An 18,817-nucleotide genomic window follows, 5' to 3' on the forward strand; every position below is an offset into this window, starting at 1 on the left:
TGAGCCGGGATGCCTGATCGCATAGCGGCGCAACAACGCGAGAACGCCAGCGGGGGCGGAGGTGAAGCGAAGACACCATCAATTCGTCTTCGCTTCGCCTCCGCTGGCGTTTACCAACTCGGGCGCGGCGCTGGAGCTAGCCAGTTCCTCGCTGGACCACCCACCGCCCAGCGCATGAATCAGCTGCACGTTCGCGCTTAACTGGCGCGTCTGCACATCCAGTACGCTTCTTTGCGCGTCGAGCGCCGCGGTCTGCGCCTGCACGACGTCGAGGTACCCGACCGCTCCCTGCTTGTACAGATTCAACGCAAGATCCACCGAATGCTGCGCGGCATCGGCGGCATCGCGTTGCTGTCCAAGTGCCGTGCCCAGATCCGCGAGCAGCGAAAGATTGTCCTCGATCTGCTGGAACGCCGACAGCACGACACCTCTATATCGCGCCCCAGCTTCGGCAGTGGCTTCTTTCGCTTCCTTTAGCTGTGCCTTCCGCAAACCGCCGTCAAAAACATACTGCACAAGCTGTGGACCGATCGCCCACAGAAAATTCGGTGCGGTAAGCAACTGCGCGTACTGCGAACTCTGCACACCGCCCTGTGCGCTCAACGTGATCGAAGGAAAATACGCAGCCCGCGCAACACCGATCTTTGCGTTGGCCTCCGCGACACGGCGTTCGGCGGCGGCGATATCGGGTCTGCGTTGCAGCAACGTAGAAGGCACGCCCGCGGGTATCACCGGCAACTGGATCGGCGTGGTCTGCTCCGCGAGCGTGAACTCGGAAGCCGACGCGCCCACCAGCACGGCAATTGCATGTTCAATCAGCGCACGCTGTGCCAGGTTTTGCGACAACTGCGATTTTGCCGATGACAGCTGCGTCTGCGCACGCGACACATCGAGGCCCGACGAGATGCCACCACCGTGTCGGGTCTGCGTGAGTTGCAGCGCCTGTGCAAAAGCCTTCACGGTTTCAGTCAGCAATTCCGTCTGCTGATCGAGACCGCGAATCCGGATGTAGTTGTCCGCGAGCTGCACCTGCAGGCTCAACTGGACCGACGCGAGGTCGGCCTTCGACGCCTGCGCTTCGTCCTTGCCCGCCGCCACCGAATCGCGCACCCGTCCCCACAGATCGAGGTCGTAATCGACTTCGCCGCCTAACGTGACCGAGTTGTAATCATTCGGACCACCCGAGCGCAGCGGCCGGTTATCCGACTGACGGTCGCGCTGCGGAACGGCACTCGCACTGAGCTTCGGATAAAGCGCCGACGACACCTGGTCGACGAACGCCTGCGCCTGTTGATAGTGCGAGAGCGCCGCGGCGAGATCCGTGTTGTTTTCGAGCAGGCGCTGTTCGAGATCGTCGAGTTGCGTATCGCCGTAGATCTTCCACCAGCCGGTGCGGCTCAACTGATCGGCGGGTTGTGCGCTGATCCATGGGCCAATGGTCTTGTACTGAGCGGCGATAGGCGAAGGCGGCACCTTGTAGTCCGGCGCGAGCGAGCAGGCAGCGAGTGCAAGAAGCGTAAGCGACCCGACGAGCAAGGTCGCTACGCTCGTTGTCGCACGCGGCGGGCTAGCCATTTTTCACCGCCTTGCTCGTGGCGGTCGCCGCGGCCACCTTTACGCTGTCGCCGTCGATCAAGCCATCGGGCGGCGTATCGATCACGCGATCGGCAGCAGTGAGCCCTGAACCGATCTCGACCGCATCGCCGAAGTCTCGGCTGATCGTGACAGTTTTGAACGCGACGTGATTGTTCGCATCGACAGTTGCGACCCTAAGGCCGCGCGCATCGAACACCAGCGCGCTCGCCGGAATCCGTACGGCATCGGCTTGCACGGGCAGCTTGAACTGCAGGCTCGCGAAGCCGCCCGGCATCAGCTTGCCGTTACTGTTGTCGACCAGCAACTGGACGAGCGTCGTGCCCGAGCTTGCGTTCACGGCATTGGCCGATGCAATCACCCGCGCCGTGAAGTGTTGCCCCGGGTACTCGGGCACGTTCAGCGTAGCCACCGTGCCGACCTGAACGATAGGCGCATAGTTCTGCGGAACCTGCACATACACGCGCAACTGCTTCACATCGGAGACGGTAAACAACTCCTGCCCTACGCCACCACTGCCGGCGTTGATCAACGCGCCGATGTCGGTGTCGCGTGAGGTCACGGTGCCGTCGAACGGCGCGATGATCCGCTCGAAACCTTTGGTTGCCACCAGTCGTTCGACGTTGGCCTGCGCAGCGGCGACGACCGCCTTTTTCGCGGCATAGTCGCCGGTACGATCGTCGACATCCTGTTTGGCAACCGAGTCGGTGCCGAGCAGCGCCTGCCAGCGTTTCGCCGTTGTCGCGGCCAGCGCGGCATTGGCCTGAGCAGTGGCGAGATCGGCGCGGGCCTGGATCAATTGCTGGTCGAGTTCGGGCGACTCGATCACCGCGAGCAACTGGCCGGCCTTCACCTGGCCGCCGATATCGACGTCCCACGACTTCAGATAACCACTGACTCGCGCAAAGATCGGCGCGCGCGAAAATGCTTCGAGGCGCGACGGCAGATCGAGCGTCGAGCCACTCGCTGCAGCTTTCGGCTGGACCAGGTTGACGGTCGGCACCGTTTGTTCGCTGGTCCAGGTTCTAAGATCGCGCGCACCGACCGCGCGCACTGCGACGCCCGATACGACCACGATCACAGCGACCGCGATGCCAGTTACGGCAATCAAACGTATCGTGCGTCGCGACACGGGTTGGGCAATAACGGGTTCAGACGGCATGTGAAGGACCTCCCGTAGCAATTGCCGGGGTAGCAGTTGCGCGCCCAGGGCGCGAATGGACGATGCAGAAAATCACTGGAACCAGAAGTAGCGATGCGGTGGTGGCAAAAATCAAACCGCCGATCACGGCGCGGCCAAGCGGTGCATTCTGTTCGCCGCCTTCGCCGAGCGCGAGGGCCATCGGCGCCATACCGATGATCATCGATAGCGCGGTCATTAGCACGGGGCGGAAGCGCGTGAAACCGGCCTCGAGCGCAGCCTGAAATGCGTCGCCATGCACGGCAAGACGTTCGCGGCAAAAACTGACCACGAGAATCGAATTGGCCGTCGCCACACCCATACACATGATCGCCCCGGTCAGCGCCGGCACCGAGAGCGTGGTGTGAGTGGCGAACAACATCCAGATGATGCCAGCAAGCGCCGCTGGCAACGCCGTGACAATCACGAACGGATCGGCCCACGACTGGAAGTTGACCACGATGATCAGGTAGATCAGCACGACCGCACCGAGCAGGCCGAACAGCATGCCGCCGAACGCGCTGTTCATCGTCTGTACCTGGCCGAGCAGCGCGATCGACGAACCCTTTGGCAGCGCCTGGGCGTTTTGCGCCACGATGCGCTGGATGTCGGAGGCGACCGCGCCCAGATCGCGATCCTGGGTGGTCGCGAAGATTTCTACCATCGGCTGGATGTTGTACTGGCTCACCACCGCGTTGCTGATGGTCCGCTGAACAGTCGCGAGGCCGCCGAGAATCTGCGGCGTACCTTGCGAGCCGGCGGTAATCGGCAGGTTCTGTAGCGACGAGAGCGAATCGAGGCTGTATTGCGGTGTTTGCATCACGATCGGGTACGACACACCGTTGTCATTATTCAACCAGAACGTCGGTGCGACCTGACTCGAACCGGCCAGATTCACCACGAGGCTGTTGGTGACATCGCGTTCGGCGATGCCGAGCAACTGCGCGCGGGTTCGGTCGACGTCGACGTTAAAGGTCGGACTGCCTTGCGATTGCTGAATCCGCGCGTCGACTACGCCCGGCACGCGGCGAATCTCGCGCAGCACGCGGTTCGCGTAGGTGAAGTTACCGGCCAGATTGTTGCCGCGAATCTGCAGATCGACTGGTGCGGGAGAACCGAAGTTCAGGATCTGGCTGATGATGTCCGCCGGCGGGAACGAGAACGTGACGCCCGGGAATTCGCGCGGCAGTCTCGCGCGCATTTCGCGGACGTAGTCGGCGGTCGGCCGGTGGTCTTCTTTCAGTGCGATCTGGATGTCGCCGTCCTGCGAGCCGATCGTGCCGGTGTTGTTGTAGGCAAGATTGATCCCGCTGACGGGCAGTCCGACGTTATCGACTACCGTGCCGAGTTCCGATGGCGGGATGATCTGACGGATCGATGCCTCGACGTCCGCAAAGATTTCGGCGGTCTTTTCGACGCGCACGCCGACCGGAGCACGCACGTGCAGAAGAATCTGTCCCGCGTCGACCGATGGAAAGAAGTTGCGCCCAAGAAACGGCACCAGCGCAAACGACAGCAGCACGAAACCAAGGAAGCAACTGACGAACGGCTGGCGATGACGCAACGCGAGTGCGAGGAAGCCGTGATAGCCGTCGCGGACTTTCTCGAAGCGCGCTTCGAAGCCACGCTGAAAGCGCGCGAGCGGACCGGGGCGTTTCGTCTCGTGGGTGTCTTCGTCGAGACTATGCGGATGCAGCAGGAACTTCGCCATCGTCGGGACCAGCGTGCGCGACAGGATGAACGACGACACCATCGCAAAGATCACTGCCTGCGCCATCGGCACGAACAGGAAACGCGCGACGCCGTTCAGGAAGAACATCGGTACGAACACGATGCAGATGCACAGCAGCGACACGAAGGCCGGTGTGACGATCTGCGCACCGCCGTCGAGAATGGCAGGCTCGACCGCCTTGCCTTGTTCGAGGTGCCAGTTGATGTTTTCGATCGTGACGGTCGCATCGTCGACAAGAATCCCGACCGCTAGTGCGAGCCCGCCGAGCGTCATGATGTTGAGCGTTTCGCCGAGCGCCGACAGCGTTGCAATCGAACCGAGAATGGCGAGCGGGATCGAGGTGGCGATGATGACCGTCGAGCGCCAGCTGCCGAGGAACAGCAGGATCATCAGGCTCGTCAGCGCGGCAGCGATCACGCCTTCGCGCGCCACACCGCTGATAGCTGCCCGCACGAACAGCGACTGGTCGCCGATCGGATCGATCCGCAGGTTATCGGGTAGCGACTGCTTCGCGATCTGCAGGCGGTCCTTGATGCCGGAAATAATCCCGAGCGTAGACGCCGAGCCGTTTTTCAACACGGACATCAGCACCGAGCGGTGACCGTTCACATGAACGATGTTGGTCTGCGGCGGGCTACCGTCCAGCACACTTGCCACATCGCGGATATACACGACGGTGCCGTTGACGGTCTTGATCGGCAGGTCGCCGAGCGCCTTGATCGCGGAGGGCGCGTTGTTCAGTTGCAGCACGTATTCGTGGTCGCCGATCTTCTCCGTGCCGACCGGTGTGATCAGGTTTTGCCCAGCCAGCGCGTTCGCGACGTCCTGCGCGGACAGACCGTGTGCCTGTAGCGCCGCCGGGTCGACATCGATCTGGACCTGGCGTGTCTTGCCGCCAAACGGGTAAGGAATCGCCGCCCCGGCCACGGTGACGAGCTGCGGACGCAACGCATTCAACCCAAGGTCGCCGAGATTCTGCTCGGAGAGGCCCGCGCCCGACAGCGCAAGCTGGATGATCGGCACGGTCGACGCGTTGTAGTTGAGGATTAGCGGCGGCGTGCTGCCGGGCGGTAACTGGCGCAGGATAGTTTGCGACACCGCGGTCACCTGCGCATTCGCCGTGCTGATGTTCACGCCAGGCTGGAAGAAGATCTTGACGATGCCGAAGCCGTTCACCGATTCCGCTTCGATGTGCTGGATGTCGTTCACGGTGGTCGTGAGCACGCGTTCGTACGGCGACGTGATCCGGCCGGCCATCTGGTCCGGCGGCAGACCCGTGTATTGCCACACGACGCTGATCACCGGGATGCGGATGTCAGGGAAGATGTCGGTCGGCGTTCCCAATGCGGAAAGAACGCCGATGATCAGAATGAAGATCGCCAGGACCACAAACGTGTACGGTCGGGAAAGGGCGATACGTACCAGGGCGAGCATTGGAATTCCAGAGCTTGGGGTCGATCGAAGCGGTATCCCGCACTGGCTGGCGTGAGGCGTCACTCAAGCGGGTCAGGGTGAGATTGAAGGCGGGGGTGGGTGGCCGTATGAGATCGTTTCCGCTCCGGCAAGCCTGCCCCGGTGTCCGTTTTTGCTACGGACTCCGCATGGTTGTCAGGTTGCCGTCAGTGGTTTCGTACGCAGTTTCAGCCGCACGCAGGTCCGCGCGAATTCTTTCTTGGATCTTACGGTTTCAGCACATCAGAAGCCTTTTGCAATCGTTCTCGACAAGGAAGACAACGGTGCAGTGACGCGAAGCGCGAATGTACACAAACGGCGGAAAGCTTGCAGCGCACCGCGCATCACGAACAGGACGAGTGATGCTAACTCAATCATTTTTTTCGCGCTGGGAGCGCGGCAGGGCGCGAGTGATATGCGATCGAACCTGAGCGCTTCAGACTGTGTGAGGTAAGCCGTGCGGCTTGCGAGCGATGAAATGAAACCACCATACGTCGCCGGTTGGCGTGTCGTCAGTGACAGGCTGGTCGTCGCTGCTTCCAAACACGGCTTCGATGGTGAGACCAAGCGATCTGAGCTGGCGCTGTTGTTCAGCCAACGTCGTATAGACGATCAAGATACCGAAGTCGTGTGCGGCCGCGGTTCTGATCGAATACCCCGGGTAATCGCGATGAAAGCGCACGTGCCGCAGGTAGTTCCAGGTGGCGGGCGGAAAGGTTCTTAGCGTGCGCAGAATCCGCCAGCCGTAACGTAACGGGTTCGGTGTAAAGCGCGGCATCAGCTGCCAGATGTTCTGGCGAAATCCGGGGCCATCGCGGTTATGGCTCGAAAACAGCATCAGGCCGCCGGGCCGCGTGACACGCGACATCTCCCGCAGGATCAACAAGCGGTCTTCGCCGGTCACGCAGTCGATGCCGTTCCAGCTGAACGTCGTGAGCGCGTAATGGTTGGACGGCAGCTTTGACATGTCGCGCGCGTCCATGTGGAACAGCCTCGCAGCAGGGAAGCGAACACGCGACTGCTCGAGCAGCCTGGCTGTGTAGTCGATACCGGTGTAGTCGGACGATATCTGCATCATCAGCGGTATCGTGCGGCCTGCACCGATGCCGATGTCGAGCAGCGGTTGATCGCGACACTCCGCGGCGACCCGGGCGAAGGCGGCTTGTTCGCCCGGGTCGGTCCATGTCTTGCTGCGGGTGAACTCACGCAATGCATCGCGTGAGTTCCACGCGCGCCGGTTGATCCGGTCGAGCGGCGGGCGGATGCTCATCGACATGCTCCTCCGTCGGGACCTTGTCGTTTTGCGTGCCGCTTGCGCACGGAACTCGAACTGCAAGTTCATCGACGGTGCCAACCCGATCGTCGAATACGGGACGAGCGAGCGCGGCGACTGTCGGCAACGACAGGACCCGGTTGTCATTCTCGTGCGATGGCTTCGCGAGACTACAGGTTCGTCGAAGTTCGCTCTGGTCTCCTCCACCCATACAGCCGGCGCAGCGGACTGCGGGCCGTATACGACGGGCATGACCGAGATTTAACGCACGCAGCGCAGGCGTATCTGTACGCCTGCGCACATCGTGGATGCGATACGTGTCGGAGATGTTCCGGAGATTGTTTCAGATGAGGATTGCAACGCGTGTGAAGCGCTTGAATCTTCGAGGTCGCGAATTTTTCGCGGTTTTTAGCCTGTCGTTTGCTGGTGGCGTGAAGGTAAGGTGCGCAGAGCGATGAGCGCCACCAGGAACATCGCAGGAAACATCAGCAGACTTCCTTCGGGACCGGTGGAACCGCCGCTCAACCAGTCGGGGCCGATCGCGCGGGTAATCAGAAAATGATTGCCGACGATTGATCCGCCGCTGTTCGCGGTACCGAACAAAAAGGATTCGCTCCAGTCCCATGCTGCATGTACGCCGATTACCCACCAGAGCGAACCTGTGCGCCACACGGCAACGCAGGCGGCCAGTCCGAACAAGGTGGCCTGGATCAGTCCTATGATGCTTTCCCCGTGATTGCTCAGGTGCGCGGCCCCGAACAGCAAAGAGGTGAGAATGGTTGCGACAAGGGGATGTGTTCCCGTTGCCAGCTTGAAAAACAGGTAACCGCGGCACGTCAGTTCTTCGGCGATGGCGACGAGCAGGAAAACCACGGCCCACAGCGCAGCCGCCGAGATCAGTGAATGAAAATCGATCCCGGAGAATTCGATCTTTGCTCCGCCAGAGAGGACCAGCGCGGCCATCGTGCCCGACACCAACACGACACCCCAGAAAAGCCCCTGTGCAAAATGCGCTGCACGATGTGGCGCTCGCAAACCGTAATCGAGCCACGACTTTCTGTCGATCAGACTCAAGACTTTGGTCGCGACTAACACCGCACAGATCAGAACGGTATCGAGGACAATCTGCCGCCCCGGCGTAAGTTCACCCCGATGTTGCAAAGGATGATGTAACACGTACGCGACATGACCGACGCCCACCACTACCGCAACGCAAATAACCATGAACAGCAGAACGGCCCATCCCGCGCGCAAACCATTTCGCCCCATCCAGATGGCCTTGAAACACGACCATGTAACCGAACGATGTTTTGTGAGTGCAGCAGTTTCCATATGCGGCCGTCCCGTTGTCGAGTGGATGAGCGTGCTGTCAGGATTTACGTTTGTCGGGCTTCGGGCCTTTCAGCATTCGCCCAAAAATATCGAGCGCCTCGGTCGTACGATCGAGATCGCCACTACTCAGATATTCCAGTATCAAACCGTCGATTACGGCGCCGCATAGCGTGGCTTTCGCACGGCGATCGGCTGACGGCGGAAGGGCGCTTTCGATCAGGTCGAGCCAGCTGGACGAATTACGTTCGACGTAACGGCCATAGTCGGTGGGGTTTTGCAACGCGAGCATCTGCACCTCGAAGAACAGGCGCAAATAAGGACTGTTTTGCGGATGCGTCGCCCACTTCCAGACCGTCGTCAAACCGTCGGATTGATCGCTTTCGCTCATCAGTGCCGCAAGCGACTGCTGGATGCGCAGGCGTGCTTCGTCCATCACCGTAGTGATCAGCCCTTCCTTGGATTCGAAGTGGTAGATGAGCAGCCGCGAGCTACTGCCGATCTCGGCGGCGAGCGGGCGCAGCGACAGATCCGCCAGCCCATGTTCAAGGAAATACTCGAGTGCCTTGTCGCAGAGTTCGTCTTTACGTTGCATGAAGCGAACGTTACATGAAGCGACTGCTTCATGCAAGTGCAGTGGCAGAACGGGCCCGCTTGCCGGGCCCGTTCTGGGGAAATGCGCGCTAAATCTTCAACCGATCCTCACTAAACCTTCACCACCGAAGCCTGATAAATTTCATCGACGGCTTCCCCCAGCGTCGCATCGAACTCGCTGTCGCTCATCGGTTCCCTGAGTTCGTTGATCAAGGCGCGCGAGAAACTGGCGATCATGCCGTGATTGTGCGCAAGGCGCTTGCAGGCATCGGTACGCGTGTAGCCGCCGGACAGCGCGACGACGCGTGCAACGCGCGGGTGGTCGATCAGTGGACGATAGAAATCGGCGACTTCGGGAATCGTCACCTTGAGCATGACTTGACGGTCAGCCGGCAACGCGTCGAGACCCTTGAGCAACTCCGCCATCAAAATCGCTTCCGCTTCTTTCTTGTCCGGAATGTTGATCGTGACCTCGGGCTCTAGGATCGGCACGAGTCCGTGCGCATCGATTTGCGCGCCCACTTCGAACTGTTGCGCGGCGATTGCGGCGATACCGGCCGGCGAGGCCTTGCCGATCACCGAACGCATCTTGGTGCCGAACACGCCGAGCCTGGCCGCGCGGTCGAGCAGCGCGTCGAGTCCGGGATTCGGTTTCATCAGACGCACCCCGTCGGCTTCGGCTTCGAGCCCCTTGTCGACCTTGAGAAACGGTACGACACCGCGGTCTTCCCACAGGAAGGAAGGGGCGGGTTTGCCGCGTACCTGTCCGTCCATGGTGGCTTCGAACAGGATGGCGCAGATGATCTTGTCGCCGGTGAAGGCGGGCGCGGTGATGATACGCACGCGCATTTCATGCATCAGCTTGAACATTTCGGCGTCGCCGTTGTAGGCGCTTTCCGGAATGCCGTACTGTTTCAACGCACCTGGCGTCGAGCCGCCGCTCTGGTCGAGAGCGGCGATAAAGCCTTGTTTTTCACGAACTTGCGCAAGCATCCTGTCATTGGCCATGAGTATTTCCCTTTTCAAAACCCAACACCGGACAGTAGCACTTCTGATCCGGGCCTTTTACGTTCATGCAACAAGTGTACCGGTATTGTCGGCCGATTCTGCCGAAACGCGGTGATGGGATGGATTGCGGCTTGCACGCGGCATTCACGCTGCCGTCGTAAAATCCACCCCTGCAGGAATCCACCCCGATGTCGCCGCGCCGTTCGTCCGGTGCGACGTCACTTCACGGAGCGCTTCGATGAACGCTGCTGTAGCCGCACACGACGCACACAATACGCACCCGCCCGAAATCTGGCTGTTCCGCCACGGCGAAACCGAATGGAGCCTGTCCGGCCAGCACACGGGCCGCACCGACATGCCGTTGACCGAGCACGGGCGCGAGCAGGCGCGTGCGCTGATTCCGGTGGTCGCGGCCCAGCCTTTCGATACGGTGCTGTCCAGTCCGCTGTCGCGTGCGATCGAAACCTGCAATCTGGCCGGACTCGGCGCGCAGATGCAGCGCGAACCCGATCTGCGCGAGTGGGACTACGGCATCTACGAAGGCCGCACCACCAAAGAGATTCGCGAGAAGCAACCGGACTGGGCCGTATGGAGTTCGCCGATTCCCGAAGGCGAGAGTCTCGAGCAGATTCAGGCGCGTGCGCTATCGCTGGTTGGGCGTCTTCTGACGATGCATGGACGTATCGCGCTGTTCTCGCACGCGCACTTTCTGCGTGTGCTCGCGGGCTGCTGGATGGGGGACTCGGCTGTGTTGGGAGCACATCTTGTGCTCGATACCGCGTCTGTCAGCGTGCTCGGTTTCGATCACGAAAACCGCGCGATACGTCAATGGAACCTGCGGCCGCCGGTGCTGGCCACCTGAGGCGGTTCTTAACCGGGTGTCCTTGCAAGAAGCGCAATCGCAGCGCGCCCGCCCGCTACGCGTGGATGTCGAAGCTCGTCGTATAGGCGGCATAGGCATCCGCATCGCGCGCATCCCACACACGCCCGTCGAGCATCACAGGCGCCGCACGTTCGTCGGGAACGGCGATGCCGACGCCTGCCGCCGCTTCGCGGTATAGCGCAGTCTGATTGATCGCCGACGCGATCGCCGCAAAATCGTGGCCCGCGTCGATCATGCCCCAGCGCTGGTACTGCGTGAGAAACCAGACACCTTCGGACGGCCGCGGGTAATTCACTGCGCCACCGTCGAAGAAGCGCATCGGCAAGCGTCGCTCACTGTGCGCGTTTTCGATCAACCGCGCGGCGATCGTCTCTGCACCGATGCCGACAAACTCGGGCCGCGCGAGCCAGTCCGCAATCTCCCGCCGATGCCCGGCATCGTCGAGCCAGCGACATGCTTCGAGCATCGTCTGCACGAGCGCACGCGCGGTGTTCGGATAACGCCGCACGAAATCGCGTCGGCATGCGAGTACCTTCTCCGGATGATCCGGCCAGATCTCGCTTGTATAGAGGTTCGTCGTGCCGAGTTCGCGCGTTTGCGCGAGCGTATTCCATGGCTCGCCGACGCAGAATCCGTCGAGCTTTTCTTCGGCGAGCGCGGCGACCATCTGCGGCGGCGGAATCGCGACACTGTCGACCTCCCGCAACGGATGCACGCCCTGCGCCGCAAGCCAGTAGTACAGCCACATCGCATGCGTGCCGGTCGGAAAGGTATGTGCGAACACGGGCGTGCGGCCAAGCGCCGCGAGCGCCCGCGGCAGCGTGCCGTGTTCGGCGAGCGCGGCGGCGAGGCGGTTCGACAGCGTGATTGCCTGGCCGTTGCGGTTGAGCACCATCAGCACGGCCATGTCCGTCTGCGGACCGCCGACGCCCAGTTCGACGCCATACACGAGCCCATACAGCGTATGCGCTGCATCGAGATCGCCGGATAGCAGCTTGTCGCGCACCGCGGCCCACGAAGGCTGGCGCTGCAGTTCGAGCGTGAGGCCGTGTGCGTGGCCAAATTCGAGCAGCTTCGCGGCGACGAGCGGGGCGGCATCGGAGAGCGCGACGAAACCGAGCCGCAGATGCGTTTTCTCGAGCCGGCCCGCGGCGGATGCAGGGGCGAGGGGAGTGGATGGGTTCATGGGCGGGGCATCATTGGGGCGACTCGGACGCGGCGACGATCTGCCGCGCGACTTCCGCGAGCTTTATGCCCTGGTTCATCGCGAGTCTGCGCAGTGCGGCGTAGGCGGCGGGTTCGGTGAGCTTCTGGCTATCCATCAGCAGACGTTTCGCGCGATCGATCAGCTTGCGTTCGGCCAGTTCGTTCTCGGCCTGCGCGAGCCGTTGTCGTAGTTGTGCTTCCTGGGCGAAGCGCGCGAGCGCGACTTCGAGTATGGGAGCCAGGCGTTCGGTGGCGAGTCCTTCGACCAGATACGCGGTTACGCCTGCGTTGACTGCATCGCGGATCAACTGCTGGTTCGAATCGTTGCTGAACATCAGCACCGGGCGCGGTGCGGTTTCGTTCATCACGGCAAGCTGTTCGAGCGTGTCGCGCGACGGCGATTCCGTATCGATGATGATCACATCGGGCCGTTCGCTTTCCACCACACGATGCAGCGCCTGCGGTGTCGCGGTGCCGGCCAGCATGTCGTAGCCGAGCCGCGCGAGCGTGTCGCGCAGATCGCCAATCGGCTTGTCGGTATCGGTGACGAGCAGTACGCGGAGCATCGAGGGTGTGTCGTTGTCGGTAAAGAATTAATGGGCGACGGCGGCTGCGTCACATAGCCGTTTCAGTTCCGGCACGCATGAGCCGCACACTGTGCCGCAGCCGAGTGTCGCTTTCAGTTCGGCCACGTCCGCGCCGCGTGCGATGGCCGCATTGATCTGCGTTTCGCCGACCTGCTTGCAACTGCATACCGTGCGTTCGCGCGGCGCAGTGTTGCCGCGTCGCGCCGCGAATACCGTGAAACGCGGGCCGACCCACGGCTTGCGTTCGCGCAGATCGGCGAGCAATGCGTCGGCGTTTGCGGTATCGCCGGCCATGACGAAGCCGTCGATCATGTTGTCGCGCCATACGACGCGCTTGTCAAGGCCGCGCCGCGCGTCGCGGTATTCGAGTGTGTCGTCGCCGGTGGTGAGGTCGAGTGCCGTGTACAGGCGCTCGAGCCAGCCAGGCGGAGCCGCAAGGTTGGCGGCGCGCAGCACGATCAGATCGTCGGCTTCGACGGCGAGCGCGGCATAAGTGCATTCCGCCAGCAACGGTTGCAGTGCGGCCTGCATCGCAAGCATTTCGCCGCGTCGCACGGCGACCGCGCGCCACGGCAGATCGACCGCTTCGATGCGCACCGCCGAGTGCTTCAGTTCGGGCTGTGCGGACAGCGGATCGACAGCCGGTACGGTCGTTTCATTGATGCCGCCACTCGCGAGAAACTGCGCGCTCCAGTGCATCGGCGCGTACACGGTGCCCGATTGCAGTTCGTCGGACAGTTGCAGCGGCAGCACGAGACTGCCGCGCCGGCTCGCGACGCGCACGAGGTCGCCTTCACGCAGACCACGCCGGGCTGCGTCGCCGCGCGCGATGCTCAACGCGGGCGCGCTTGCATGCGTGAACAGCTTCGCGGTACGTCCGCTGCGGCTCATGCCATGCCACTGGTCGCGCAGACGTCCTGTTAGCAGACGGAACGGATAGCGCGCGTTGACGGGATCGGCGACCGGCAGATAGCGCGTCGCGTGGAAGCGGGCGCGGCCGTCGGCGGTGGCGAACACGGCATCGGTGTAGCGTCGCGCGGCGCCAGTTTGCGCGCCGTCCGGGAACGGCCACTGTTGCGGACCGAGTGCTTCGAGCGTCGCATAGCCGAGCCCGCCGATGTCGAGATCGCGGCCCTTCGTCAACACACGATGCTCGTCGAAGATCGCTTCCGGCGATGCATGCTCGAACAGTTTCACCGGGCTGCCAACCAGCCGTTCGATGCGCTGCGCGACCTGCGCGGCGATCCACCAGTCCGCGCGCGCATCGCCGGCCGGCGGGACAGCTGCGCGCACGCGCGAGATGCGCCGCTCCGAATTGGTCACCGTGCCCGACTTCTCGCCCCATGTGGCGGCGGGCAACACGACATCGGCATACGGCACCGTGTCGGTCTGCATGAACGCTTCCTGCACGACGACGAATTCGGCAGTGGAGAGCGCTTCGCGTACGCGGGCGATGTCGGGCATCGAATGAACCGGGTTCGTACACGCGATCCAGACCGCCTTGACCTTGCCGCTGCGTACCGCATCGAACAGTTCGACGGCCGGCAGCCCCGGCCGGTCCGACAACGTGCGGATGCCTTCGAGCCCCCACAGTGCCTCGACTTCGCTGCGATGCGCGGGGTTGCCGATGTCGCGATGGGCGGCGAGCATCGTCGCCATGCCGCCCACTTCGCGACCACCCATTGCGTTCGGCTGGCCAGTCAGCGAGAACGGGCCTGCACCGGGACGACCGATCTGGCGCGTCGCGAGATGCAGGTTGATCAATGCGAGGTTCTTGTCGGTGCCATGGCTCGACTGGTTCAGGCCCATGCAATACAGCGACAACGCGGCGTCGCTCGCACCGAACCATTCGGCCGCTTGCATCAGGTCGCGCTCGGCGATGCCGCATATCTCAGCGGCGACACGCGGCGTGAAATCGCGCACGAGCGTCTTCAGTGCGTCGAAGCCCGAGGTGTACTCAGCGATGAACTCGCGGTCGATCAACCCTTCCCAGATCAGGTGATGCAGCATGCCGTTGAACAGCGCGACATCGGTGCCGGGCTGGATCGCGAGATGCAGATCGGCCATCGCGGCGGTGTCGGTGCGGCGCGGATCGATGACGATCCAGCGCACATCAGGGTTGGCCGCCTTCGCTTCTTCGAGCCGCCGGTACAGGACAGGGTGCGCCCAGGCCATGTTGCTGCCGGCGAACAGCACGGTCTGCGCATGTTCGAGATCTTCGTAGCAGGTAGGCGGGCCGTCGGCGCCGAGCGCCATCTTGTAGGCGACCACCGCGCTCGACATGCAGAGCCGCGAATTGGTATCGATGTTGTTCGTGCCGATCAACCCTTTCGCGAGCTTGTTGAAGACGTAATAGTCTTCGGTGAGCAACTGGCCGGAGACATAGAAGGCGACCGCATCCGGACCGTGTTGCGCGACGATATCGGTGAAGCGCTGCGCGACTGTATCGAGCGCGGTGTCCCACGTGACGGGCACGCGAGCAGCGTCGCGCGTCGTGCGCAGTTCGGGTTGCAGCGCACGGCCAGTGTCGCTCTGCGCCGTCAACGCGAGCGCCAGGCCCTTGCTGCACAGCTTGCCGAAATTCGCCGGATGATCAGGGTCTCCCGCCACGCCGGTGATGCGTCCATCCTCCGCTTCGATCAGCACGCCGCAGCCGACGCCGCAATAGCAGCAGGTGGAGCGGGTGACAGTCTTCATCGGATCTCCGGGCGGATGGGGGCGGTGTTCATGATGTACTCATGCGGCTCAGGCGAGGCTGACAAACACCGAACCATCGTCATCGACGCGCACCGGAAAATGACGCGCGCAGCCTTCGTCCGGCGCTTTTGCCTCACCCGATGCAAGATCGATATTCCATGCATGCAGCGGACACGTGACGCTCTCGCCATGCACGATACCTTGCGACAATGCGCCGCCCTTATGCGGGCAGTGATCGAGCAACGCGAACACGGCGTTCTGCGCGGTGCGGAAAATCGCGACGTTGCCGTCGGCACGCTCGAGCACGCGGCTACCGAGCGGCGGAATGTCGTTCACGTCGCACACGCGCGTCCATGAGTGAGTGACTTGCATATCCATAGAGGCGTCCTTCATGCGACGATTTTCAGCGGAATGTATTCCTGCTTCTGCACGCCGCCGATACGCGCTTCCCACGGGTCGGGCAATCCTTCGAGCGAATACAGCAGCCGTTCGTGGAGCGCCTTGCGGTTGGCCGCATCGTCGACCACCTTCTGCTTCACGTAGTCGAGCCCGACGCGCGCGTTGTAGTGCACGGTGCGATCGAGGTAATACGCTTCCTCGCGATACAACTGCAGGAACGCGCCGCTGTATTCCTTCACTTCGTCGGCGGTCTTGACCTTGACGAGGAACTGCGCGACCTCGGTCTTGATGCCGCCGTTGCCGCCCACATACAGTTCCCAGCCGCTATCCACCGCAATTACGCCGACGTCCTTGATACCCGCTTCGGCACAGTTGCGCGGACAACCGGACACCGCGAGCTTGACCTTGTGCGGCGACCACATGTTCGCAAGCATCGTCTCCAGATCGATGCCCATCTGCGTGCTGTTCTGCGTGCCGAAGCGGCAGAACTCGCTGCCGACGCAGGTCTTCACGGTGCGGATCGATTTGCCGTAGGCGTGGCCGGACTTCATGCCGAGGTCCTGCCAGACGTGCGGCAGGTCCTCCTTGCGGATGCCGAGCAGGTCGATGCGCTGGCCGCCCGTTACCTTCACCATTGGCACATGGTATTTGTCCGCGACGTCCGCGATGCGGCGCAGTTCCGCGGCGGTGGTTACGCCGCCCTTCATCTGCGGAATCACCGAGAACGTGTTGTCCTTCTGGATGTTGGCGTGCACGCGTTCGTTGACGAAACGGCTTTGCGGATCGTCGACGGCTTCGCGCGGCCAGGTGGACAGCAGGTAGTAGTTGATCGCGGGCCGGCAGGTCGCGCAACCGTTCGGCGTGCGCCATTCGAGGAAATCGTAGACCGCGCGATGCGTCAGCAGATGATGTTCGCGGATCGCCTTGCGCACTTCGCCGTGATTGCGATCGGTGCAACTGCATACCGCCTTCGTTTTCGGCGTTTCCTGGAAGCTGGAGCCGACCGTACTCATCAGGATCTGCTCGACGAGACCGGTGCAGGAGCCGCAGGAGCTCGATGCTTTCGTGTGCTTCTTCACGTCGTCGAGTGTGAAGAGACCCTTTTCGGTGATTGCCTTGACGATGGTGCCCTTGCACACACCGTTGCAGCCGCACACTTCGTCGCTGTCGGCCATCGCAGCGGCGCGGCTTTGACCCTGCACGCCCGCATCGCCGACGCTGGATTCGCCGAACATGATGTGATCGCGCAACTCGCCGAGCTTGCGGCCTTCGCGCAGCAGTTTGAAGTACCACGCGCCGTCGGTGGTGTCGCCATAGAGGCACGCGCCGACCAGTTGATCGTCCTTGATCACGAGCTTCTTGTAGACGCCGCCCGCGGGGTCCGACAGCACGATTTCCTCGGTGTGTTCGCCGCCGTAGAAATTGCCGGCCGAAAACAGGTCGATGCCGGTGACCTTGAGCTTGGTCGACAGCACCGAGCCCTTGTAGCTGCCGATGCCCATCAGCGCGAGATGGTTCGCGCAGACCTTCGCCTGTTCGAATAGCGGTGCCACGAGGCCATACGCGATACCGCGATGGCTTACGCACTCGCCGACGGCATAGATGCGCGGATCGTAGGTCTGCAACGCATCGCTGACGACGATGCCGCGATTGCAATAGAGCCCCGCCGATTCCGCCAGCGTCGTGTTCGGGCGAATGCCGGCGGCCATCACGACGAGATCGGCGGGAATGTTCTCGCCGTCCTTGAAACTGACGCCGGTCACTTCACCGGCTTCGTTGCCGGTGATCGCGGCGGTTTGCCGGTTCAGCAGAAACTGCAGGCCGCGTGCTTCGAGCGAGCGTTGCAGCAGCTTGCCCGCGGTGGCATCGAGCTGACGTTCGAGCAATGTGTCGGCCAGATGCACGACGGTTACTTCCATGCCGCGCAGCTTCAGGCCGTTCGCCGCTTCGAGACCGAGCAAGCCACCGCCGATCACGATGGCCCGACGCTTGACCGTGGCCGCATCGATCATCGATTGCGTGTCGTGAATGTCGCGATAGGTGATCACGCCTTTCAGCGTGTTGCCGGGCACCGGCAGAATGAACGGCACGGAGCCGGTGGCGATCAGCAGGCGGTCGTAGGGGGCTTCGGTACCGTCGCTGGCGGTGACGATGCGGCGCACGCGGTCGATGCGCTCGACGGTCTTGCCGACGTGCAGACGGATGCCATGCTCCTCGTACCACGCGAGCGGATTGAGCACGATATCGTTGAAGGTCTGTTCGCCCGCGAGCACCGGCGAAAGCAGGATGCGGTTGTAGTTCGGATGCGGTTCCGCGCCGAACACGGTGATGTCGTAGTGACCGGGGGCGATCGCCAGCAGCTCCTCGAGCGTGCGGATACCGGCCATGCCGTTGCCGATGACGACGAGTCGGGGTTGAGTCATGATGATCCGTCGTTGGAGCGCTCCGCTACGCGATGCGGCGGATGCGACAAACGTCGAACGTCGTTGCCCGACTAGATTGACCGGACGCGGCAGGTACGTTGCGCGGTGCGGCCAGATTCATGCTGTCTTGCATCGTTGCAAGCGCTGCAACGTATTAAGCAACCTGTATGCCATCTGGCGTTTCGCGGTGATTTCGCGGCGCCGGAGCGGGTTATGGCGAGCGATGCTCGCGCATGGCGCACCGCGCCTGTGCGCATGCTGCGGCGCTGCACAGATGTGGCGCAGCGATGAGTTGGGGGGGGCGAGCGAGAGGGCGTCGCCGATGCGGCTACCCAGGCGGGACGATGGAGGGTGTCCCGATACAACGCCTCATCGTCGCTGCACGTCTCACCGGCCGGACTGGGCCGATGCAGACGCGCGACGTGGTTCGCCGATGAACCGGACGACGAGGAACTTCGATG

At 62.5% G+C, this 18,817-nt stretch carries 13 protein-coding genes; 1 reads left to right on the plus strand and 12 read right to left on the minus strand.

The genetic code is table 11. The annotated features are described in order from the left end of the window. Positions 1-78: 78 nt before the first annotated feature. The 7 genes from M0D65_RS07610 to M0D65_RS07640 all read right to left on the minus strand — a co-directional run bounded on the left by M0D65_RS07610 (position 79) and on the right by M0D65_RS07640 (position 10,161). Positions 79-1,575 carry an efflux transporter outer membrane subunit gene (locus tag M0D65_RS07610; protein ID WP_266252125.1) on the minus strand — a complete coding sequence of 499 codons (1,497 nt, stop codon included), beginning with the start codon at positions 1,573-1,575 and terminating at the stop codon, positions 79-81. Further along, positions 1,568-2,755 (minus strand): efflux RND transporter periplasmic adaptor subunit, encoded by a 1,188-nt coding sequence (locus tag M0D65_RS07615; RefSeq protein WP_266252126.1) that lies wholly within the window; start codon positions 2,753-2,755, stop codon positions 1,568-1,570. Before M0D65_RS07615 ends, M0D65_RS07610 begins: the two co-directional genes overlap by 8 nt. Further along, positions 2,745-5,939: an efflux RND transporter permease subunit gene (locus M0D65_RS07620; RefSeq protein WP_266252127.1), complete on the minus strand. Its 3,195-nt coding sequence runs from the start codon at positions 5,937-5,939 to the stop codon at positions 2,745-2,747. Before M0D65_RS07620 ends, M0D65_RS07615 begins: the two co-directional genes overlap by 11 nt. Positions 5,940-6,393: 454 nt before the next feature. Next, positions 6,394-7,227: a class I SAM-dependent methyltransferase gene (locus tag M0D65_RS07625; RefSeq protein ID WP_266252128.1), complete on the minus strand. Its 834-nt coding sequence runs from the start codon at positions 7,225-7,227 to the stop codon at positions 6,394-6,396. 411 nt (positions 7,228-7,638) lie between these two features. After that, positions 7,639-8,562, minus strand: a complete 924-nt coding sequence (locus M0D65_RS07630; RefSeq protein WP_266252129.1) for a CPBP family intramembrane glutamic endopeptidase — start codon at positions 8,560-8,562, stop codon at positions 7,639-7,641. 37 nt (positions 8,563-8,599) lie between these two features. After that, positions 8,600-9,154: a TetR/AcrR family transcriptional regulator gene (locus tag M0D65_RS07635; RefSeq protein WP_266252130.1), complete on the minus strand. Its 555-nt coding sequence runs from the start codon at positions 9,152-9,154 to the stop codon at positions 8,600-8,602. Positions 9,155-9,264: 110 nt separating this feature from the next. Next, a complete protein-coding gene (locus tag M0D65_RS07640) occupies positions 9,265-10,161 on the minus strand; it encodes a fructose bisphosphate aldolase (RefSeq protein ID WP_266252131.1) in 897 nt (298 codons plus the stop codon). A 238-nt stretch (positions 10,162-10,399) separates the two neighbouring features. Here M0D65_RS07640 and M0D65_RS07645 point away from each other — a divergent pair, with 238 nt between their 5' ends. Further along, positions 10,400-11,023, plus strand: coding sequence for a histidine phosphatase family protein (locus tag M0D65_RS07645; RefSeq protein WP_266252132.1), 624 nt, complete (start codon positions 10,400-10,402; stop codon positions 11,021-11,023). 55 nt (positions 11,024-11,078) lie between these two features. Here M0D65_RS07645 and M0D65_RS07650 read toward each other — a convergent pair whose 3' ends face one another. From M0D65_RS07650 to nirB, 5 genes are read right to left on the minus strand one after another with little or no spacing between them, the layout of a single operon-like run. Next, positions 11,079-12,230: a CmpA/NrtA family ABC transporter substrate-binding protein gene (locus tag M0D65_RS07650; RefSeq protein ID WP_266252133.1), complete on the minus strand. Its 1,152-nt coding sequence runs from the start codon at positions 12,228-12,230 to the stop codon at positions 11,079-11,081. A 10-nt stretch (positions 12,231-12,240) separates the two neighbouring features. Continuing rightward, complete coding sequence (locus M0D65_RS07655; protein WP_091007173.1) at positions 12,241-12,816, minus strand: ANTAR domain-containing response regulator; 576 nt, start codon at positions 12,814-12,816, stop codon at positions 12,241-12,243. A 27-nt stretch (positions 12,817-12,843) separates the two neighbouring features. Continuing rightward, positions 12,844-15,534 (minus strand): nitrate reductase, encoded by a 2,691-nt coding sequence (locus M0D65_RS07660; RefSeq protein WP_266252134.1) that lies wholly within the window; start codon positions 15,532-15,534, stop codon positions 12,844-12,846. A 48-nt stretch (positions 15,535-15,582) separates the two neighbouring features. After that, positions 15,583-15,912 (minus strand): nitrite reductase small subunit NirD, encoded by a 330-nt coding sequence (gene nirD, locus M0D65_RS07665; protein WP_266252135.1) that lies wholly within the window; start codon positions 15,910-15,912, stop codon positions 15,583-15,585. Positions 15,913-15,923: 11 nt separating this feature from the next. Then, a complete protein-coding gene (gene nirB / locus M0D65_RS07670; protein ID WP_266252136.1) occupies positions 15,924-18,356 on the minus strand; it encodes a nitrite reductase large subunit NirB in 2,433 nt (810 codons plus the stop codon). Positions 18,357-18,817: the final 461 nt, after the last annotated feature.

It is taken from the genome of Paraburkholderia sp. CHISQ3 (genome assembly GCF_030464945.1).
Classification (GTDB): Bacteria; Pseudomonadota; Gammaproteobacteria; order Burkholderiales; family Burkholderiaceae; genus Paraburkholderia; species Paraburkholderia megapolitana.

Coding starts and splice junctions, on each gene's coding strand:
- M0D65_RS07625 (WP_266252128.1), bottom strand. CDS start 7,227: ATGAGCATCCGCCCGCCGCTCGACCGGATCAACCGGCGCGCGTGGAAC.
- M0D65_RS07610 (WP_266252125.1), bottom strand. CDS start 1,575: ATGGCTAGCCCGCCGCGTGCGACAACGAGCGTAGCGACCTTGCTCGTC.
- M0D65_RS07660 (WP_266252134.1), bottom strand. CDS start 15,534: ATGAAGACTGTCACCCGCTCCACCTGCTGCTATTGCGGCGTCGGCTGC.
- M0D65_RS07640 (WP_266252131.1), bottom strand. CDS start 10,161: ATGGCCAATGACAGGATGCTTGCGCAAGTTCGTGAAAAACAAGGCTTT.
- M0D65_RS07635 (WP_266252130.1), bottom strand. CDS start 9,154: ATGCAACGTAAAGACGAACTCTGCGACAAGGCACTCGAGTATTTCCTT.
- nirB (WP_266252136.1), bottom strand. CDS start 18,356: ATGACTCAACCCCGACTCGTCGTCATCGGCAACGGCATGGCCGGTATC.
- M0D65_RS07650 (WP_266252133.1), bottom strand. CDS start 12,230: ATGAACCCATCCACTCCCCTCGCCCCTGCATCCGCCGCGGGCCGGCTC.
- nirD (WP_266252135.1), bottom strand. CDS start 15,912: ATGGATATGCAAGTCACTCACTCATGGACGCGCGTGTGCGACGTGAAC.
- M0D65_RS07655 (WP_091007173.1), bottom strand. CDS start 12,816: ATGCTCCGCGTACTGCTCGTCACCGATACCGACAAGCCGATTGGCGAT.
- M0D65_RS07630 (WP_266252129.1), bottom strand. CDS start 8,562: ATGGAAACTGCTGCACTCACAAAACATCGTTCGGTTACATGGTCGTGT.
- M0D65_RS07615 (WP_266252126.1), bottom strand. CDS start 2,755: ATGCCGTCTGAACCCGTTATTGCCCAACCCGTGTCGCGACGCACGATA.
- M0D65_RS07645 (WP_266252132.1), top strand. CDS start 10,400: ATGAACGCTGCTGTAGCCGCACACGACGCACACAATACGCACCCGCCC.
- M0D65_RS07620 (WP_266252127.1), bottom strand. CDS start 5,939: ATGCTCGCCCTGGTACGTATCGCCCTTTCCCGACCGTACACGTTTGTG.